Below are 6,962 nucleotides of genomic sequence, written 5' to 3'. Positions count from 1 at the left end.
TTTATTGAAAGTAATCAAAACTTGTGGACTAAGATGTGCTTCTGCTGCCTCTCGCTCATTAAGGATTTTCAGATGTTCTTCAGCAAATTCAACGGCATGGTTAACATATTTTTCTATTTCATCATCATCCAAATGTTCAGAAATCGTACCAGCTTCTAAAAATTTTTTATAAGATTTCAGGACATCAATTTGACCTGTCAATGCTAAACAAGCTAAATGCCAGACTATGTCTATATCGTAACTATATTTTTTAACAAGTGTTTTACTTTCTATCGATGCTTGCAAGTCTTGGGCGCGTGCCCATTGTATTATCCGCTCAGAAATTTTGATAAGCTCGTGATCATTTAATGTTCCCACACAAATATCAATTCCTTTACCAAAACCGCTAAAAATCCCTCCCCCAATCGTGTTAAAAGACTTATAAATATCCGTAGGTCGTATCCAATTATATTCTCCCCTATAGCGCATACAACGACAAGCTACAGAAATCTCTTCGTTAGAAATCTCAGCTTCAAGACGGACATTGTAATTATCGAGAAGACGTACAAAACCAAAATCAAACTGAATAAAGCGGTCGGGCAAAACCAACCACATTTTTCCAGGCTCCGTTGCAAACCACCCTTGTGTTTTGAGAACGCGCATTGCTGCTGTGAGGCTTATCGAGCGCTGTTTGGGCTTTTTGCGCGTTAGAATATCGTCTAACTCCCCATTCTTATAGGCTTGTGCAAAAAGAAGGAGGCGATCATACCTCGTCATTGTTTTGTAATCAGAAAATTCTGGTACATACAACTGAGATGTAACCTCAGAACTCTTTAAAGTCTCTACATCACCAAGCAAAGCCTTTGCGACAAGAGAATGATCTGCAGCTTCTTCACGTAATTTTTGTTCAATATCTTGTTCTTGGGCCCAAGCTATTACCCTATTTAAAGCAGATTCAATATGACTTTCTGAAAGATCCGGTACCGTAACCCCGAAATCACCGATTTCTGGATAGAGTATATATCCATACCGTGACTTTTGCCCCCTAGAATATTCACAAGCAAGACTATAAGAAGCAGTTGTGAGACTAGCTAATAACCAAAATTTTTCACCATCCTTTTCATGTTTCACACCATAGCTCAAATCCACGATGCGATCCGGAAGATAATAATAGGCAAATGTATCGCCTACTTCATCACGATAGGGCTCACAGCCCAGACTTTTTAATATTTCTGCTGCATCTTTAGTTTGCATAATGTTTCACTCTTCTCCAACCCCCGGATAACAGCTAACTGTATAAGGAATTATTCTATTCCACTCTTTGTTTATCTGATTTTCACTCCAATTGTCTCTAAACTCTTTCAGAAGCTCTGCATCTCCTTCAAATTTTTTCAAATCTTCTTGGTATTTATTAAGCTGTTCCTTATTTTCACCTAAATACCGTTTCATAATCTTCCCAAAAGGTTTTGCATCTCCTGTTTTATACGCTATTTCGAAATCTTTTTGACATTCTGTTAATTGAGAATTACCAGTTTTTATATCAATAACTTTTAATACACCTTTCTCCACATAAATAATATCAGGGCGATGTATTTTTTTTAACGAAAAGTTCATAGATTATTCTCCATAAGTCGCAGCTTATTCACGCTAATGTTGTTCTACCACTGTAAATAATAGCTGATCTTTCGTCTCCCAGCCAAGCGTTTTTAAAATCTCTGTCACGTCTTTAGTTCGCATCGCTATTCACTTTCATTCAAAAAGTCCTGGATAATGAAAAGTGTAAAAGTCCATTTTGTCTAACTTATTACTCAATTGTTCTTTAATCCATTTTTCACTAGCCTCGTTTAATTTTTTATCACTTCCTTTAAAACCTTTGAACGATTCTTGATATTTCTCTAAGAACTCTTTGTTCTCTTTAAAAAAATTTATAATTTTTCCTTTTGTGGACTCACTATTTCCTTTTTTATATGCCTCTTTCAAAATCTTTTGGTTTCCACTTAAACCAGCTTTTCCCGTTTTTACATCACCAACAAACAGTTTACCCTTCCTTATACCAACAATATCCGCACGAGATCTTACTACCCCCTTATCCGTCTTAGTTTTGAATACTATTTCTGTCTCGCATACTATACATCCTTCATCCCTTAATTCTTGTATTTTTTCATCGCGCTTTTTGTCATGATGCTTCCTGACTTGTGCAAGTATGTTACCCTTTCCATCATTATTGTTTTGTGGTTCTTTATTGTTTCCGTTTTTTTTCTTATTTTTACTTTCCTTCTGAGAATCTTTATTTTTTTCTTCTTGTGAGTTTTGATTTGTTTTTTCGCTATCTTCTGCAGAATTTTTCGATGCAAACCAATAGGCAAGAAAATCAGCTATAGCCGTCCCATTGCTAGAGGATCCAACAACAGTTGCTCCGCCAGCCATAAAAAGAGACAAAGCTGCCAACTCTTCTGGTGTAAGCGACACAATGAATGCTGCTAATGCTGCTACCGCAGGAAGAAAATTATTCTCCGCGGCATTTCCAGCGGCATCCGCGCCAGTATTGACATCACCACCAGCAAGGGCAGCAGCAAAGCCCCCTGTAATCCGTGCGACATCAATGGCACGATCGCTAAAGTCAGCAAACTGTGCTTCAATCTTTGCATTTATACGCGCTTGTTCTTCTGCCGTTGGAATACGACCATCCAATGCTGCTATTTCTTTTTGTATTAAATTTTTAAACCACAATTGAAACTGGAGCATAGCAGTGGCTTCGCCCACAGCCCCGCCGATAGCACCGGCAGAGCAAGCACCGCTCGCAACAGCGCCTTTTAAACAGCCAAGACCAGCGTGGGCAACAATTTGTGTGATCGTGTCTATTTTGCCTTCAGCCTTGGCGGTACCGATTTCTTCTGCCAACGATTTGCCAACCGTATCAGACAGGGCAATGCGCAGATTGTTAAAAAAGTTCTTGTCAAGAGAGCCACCCTCAAGAACCGTTTGCACGCCTGTGCCAATAGAGGCTTTGATCAGGTTCTTTTCCGCTTCAAGGGCGATACGATCAACAAAAGGAGCGGTTTTTGGCAAAGATTGTCCAACACCTGCCATTTCCGTTATTTGGCTGGTTAAGCCTGCTGTCAACATCGACGAGACAATGCTGAGAATATTCTTGGAAGAGCCAAGCTCATGCAAGGCGCCGGCAATATCACCGCGATTATTAACAAGAGCCACAGCGCTTTTGTTAATCAGTGCTTGGACACCTGCCTGTATCGCCGCATTCATGGCGGTGCTCGAGCCAAGCCCCAAAGCACCGGTAATGGCACTGGCAGCGCCCGAGGCTGCTCCGCCCGTAACCGCCGTGACAGCCAATGCCACGAGAGCCGCACCAGCTTCTGTCAGCCCTTGGGCTTTATAATCCCAGTCTTTAAATTCAGCTTGAACGGCTTGCCAATCAACTTGCTTGGATAATTCTGGATCATCACGCAGTTGCTTGATCCATGCCAAGCCTGGAGAGTGTGACAATTGCTCAAGGGATTTGTCTAAATCACCGGTTGCCTGATATTCAACAACAATGCCATTGCCCGCATCAAGCTTCATGCCACCCTTAGCATCTATGGTGACATGCTCGATGGTCTCCTTAAGGTAACCTTTGTCACCCTCACTCCACCACACAAGGTTTTCATTACGCTGATACGTGTCCTTAAAATCTTGATCCTTGTTGGTCAGAAACTTGATCTTTCCCGTATCTGATGCCAAATGCGTCTGACCACCACTTGAGAGCCCTGCCGCACCAAGTGTGAGATCCCCATTTTGCGCGTGCATGGAGAGGTCTTTGCTAAACTCCACCGTGCTTTTGTTAGTGGTAACTTCAGTTGATTGTTGACGAAACTTATTCTTTTGTTTCGATTTGTCGCCTTCTTTGCCCCTCAGATCCAAGTCAAAACTGTTAACGTCTTGCACCGAAGTCAGCGTGAGAGCACCACCACTGGTGAGATTCCCATTACCCTCTCCTTTAACCTTAGCTCCATCCATGATGAGGTCGTCGTTCGTAACAAGGTTAAGGTCATCCCCACTGTTAACTTCACTCAAACGATGCTCACTGCTTTGGGCGTTATAATGCCCTTTTTCCAATGTCTGCGCATGTTCACTTTCTAGCGCCAATGCACTAAACGTGGCAGAACCACCGATAATCATCGTCATCGGACCGCCGCTGGTGAATTCCCCACCCTCTGCGCCAAGATCACCAAGGGATTGGATGTTTAATTCATGATCAGAGAGGATTTGTCCCTTCTGCCCAGCCCGATCAACAAAACCATATGCATTCCTGTCACGGATTTTAGCGGTGCTATTGACAATCGTATCCCCTGTCATGGTAACCGTATCACCATGAATAACACCGGAAGAATTGGCTAAAAGACCTTGGCTGCTTAGCTCTACAGCACCGCTTCCAAGCAAAAACCCACCATTATTGAACAAAGTTTGCGTAGTCGAAACGTGCAGTGCATCCTCACTTACCACAGCACCGTTATTGGTAAGACGGTCCGCATTCAAGGTGACGCCATTGCCTTTCAAACGTGCACTGGCAAGATTTTCTTGCTGCGTTTTTGCCCCATAAACATCTTGTGCTAAAGAAGAATTGGGTGCCAAATAAACCCGTGGCACTAAGACCTCTTGTCCATCGACAAGGTGGATCTCAAGCCAGATCATATCCTTTTTGATCCCAGCAATCTGCTGAGGCGTTAAGGGCTTGCCTAGCTCTAACCCCAAAGGACCTTGCTGCTCCACAGTATTGTCATAGAGCCTTTGCATTTGAGCGTTAGGATCTTCAACATCAAGAAGAGTGCGATTGCCTGTTAGCTCAAAAATTTGCTCACTGACCAGACGATATTCAAAATAAGCATCCCCCAACCTTTTAAACACGTGCTCGGGCTTATAATTGCCAATCTTTTTTAAGTAATAGTCCGATCCTAAAAATTTATTTGGGTTGATAAAATCCTGTCGCGTCTCGATTAAAAACGGCACATCCGGTGATTGGCTGCCAGCCAACTCTGTCTTGACAGAGTTAAGCCCGCCTTGCGTTGGCACCTGTATGGATTCTGGTGCAGGTGTTTGGATGCTCGGTGCAAAAAGCCCTTTGTGCCCTTTCAAACCATTGATAATACCGTCCAATCGATCATTGCTGATCAGTGGTTTGGAACCGTCAAAGTCGTTGATCTGAACATCAGCCAGCTCTTGATCGCCCGGGCTTAAGCTGATCGACGGTTTAAAACCATCAACGTCAGTATTTTTAACGCCAGTCAAGCCTTTATTGCCAGAGCTTAAGCCAATTTGACCGGCTCCCTCACGCACCGCATGATTGTCAAGAGTGTCTGTAACCTTGACATCAAGAGTGCCACCCGCTTCAATCGTGCCGTAAACAGCATTATAAGTGCGCGTGATTGTTTTGCGATCAGTAGTGCTGCCATAATCTGTTATGCCTCCCCAAGAACAGGCTCCATTCAAAGGAGTGCAGTGTTTCTTCCTGCGATGCGTTTCAGTTACAATCTTGGTTGTTTCGATTAAATCGCGCCCCTCATTGAGCAGCGTATCGCCATGCATCACAATATTGCCATTGGCAGCAATTAAACTATAGCTATTGCGGATATCACCGGCATTAATTGTCAGATGACGTCCTACTAAAATCTGTGCAGCATTATCGGTAAAATGAGGCTGCTGACGAATGATCGTAGTGTCAACATCTTCCTTTATCTGGTGGTGTCTAACATTAGTGCCTCTCCATTCTCCTCGCACATAACTGTGACCAACCACTTTATCGGTAACTTCAACTCCACCTTCACGCATGTTGGTGAGAGCTGAGACATCGAAGGTCATATCGCCGGATACGGCTTCTAAAAGACCCGAGCTGTTGATCACATGACCAGCCCGCTCTCCACTTAAGCCACGGATGATGAGATTGTCTTCGGCAATGACATCGCCATGCTGATTGAGGAAAGAGCCATCCAAGGAGAGCGTTGCGGATTTCTGAGCATAAATCAGACCGCTATTGCTCAGATCACCACTCACATTGAGCGCAACCCCATCACCACTTGAACCAATACTGCCGGCATTGTCCAAAACATCTGCGGTTAAAACAAAAGCACCACCACTTTTGAGTACACCGTCTTCACCATTTAAAACCAGAGCAACTTGCCCCAATGACGGATCATGGCTTTCTGCTATAAGCGTAAAGCTGTCACTGGCTAAAAGCTGACCTGAATTGGCTAAAGAACCAAGCTTCGCATCAACAACACCGCCCACCATGATACCGGAATTGCTTAAAACACCATGGCTGTTGAGAGTAAGTACACCGCCTTGCGCTTCCACAAGCCCAGCCTGGGTGAATGTGCCTGCCTTCAGCATTACATCATAGGCGGCAACCTCGCTTGGTTCGCCCAGCGTCAAGGTGCCATCGGTTGAGAGCTCTATCCACTTTTGCGCAACAATGCGCCCCGTTTGGTTCAGAGTGTTTTGCGCACGCAAAGCAATAACGCCATTGCTTGCAAGCATACCGCTATTGGTTAAATCACCGTAACTTTCGAGAGTAAGTTCCTCACCTTGCGCTTCTATAAGCCCAGCTTGATTAAGTGTGCCTGCTTTCAGTGCCACATCATAGCCGCCAATTTGGCTTGTCTCACCCAGTGTCAAGGTGCCATCAGTTGAGAGCTCTATCCGCTTTTGCGAAACAATACGCCCCGTTTGGTTCAGAGTGTTTTGCGCATTCACAGTGATTGCGCCATTGCTTGCTATCGTACCACTATTGGTTAAATCACCGTGGCTTTCGAGAGTAAGTTCCTCACCTTGCGCCTCTATAAGCCCAGCTTGATTTAAGTGTGCCTGCTTTCAGTGCCACATCATAGCCGCCAATTTGGCTTGTCTCACCCATCATCAAGGTGCCATCAGTTGAGAGCTCTATCCGCTTTTGCGAAACAATACGCCCCGTTTGGTTCAGAGTGTTTTGCGCA

At 44.0% G+C, this 6,962-nt stretch carries 2 protein-coding genes and 1 pseudogene; all 3 read right to left on the bottom strand.

Annotation, left to right across the window (positions count from 1 at the left end):
• On the bottom strand, nt 1–1,233 hold a 1,233-nt coding region (locus ACFINF_RS08275), incomplete at its 3' end, for a DUF6990 domain-containing protein (RefSeq protein ID WP_375620456.1).
• Between the two features lie 6 nt (nt 1,234–1,239).
• Complete coding sequence (locus tag ACFINF_RS08270) at nt 1,240–1,593, bottom strand: hypothetical protein (protein WP_354190762.1); 354 nt, start codon at nt 1,591–1,593, stop codon at nt 1,240–1,242.
• 135 nt (nt 1,594–1,728) lie between these two features.
• Nucleotides 1,729–6,962: pseudogene (locus tag ACFINF_RS08265) on the bottom strand (DUF637 domain-containing protein); the annotation flags it as partial.

It is taken from the genome of Bartonella sp. TS25HLJMH (genome assembly GCF_042193505.1).
GTDB lineage: Bacteria > Pseudomonadota > Alphaproteobacteria > Rhizobiales > Rhizobiaceae > Bartonella > Bartonella grahamii.
This window is presented reverse-complemented; position numbering and strand designations above follow the sequence as displayed.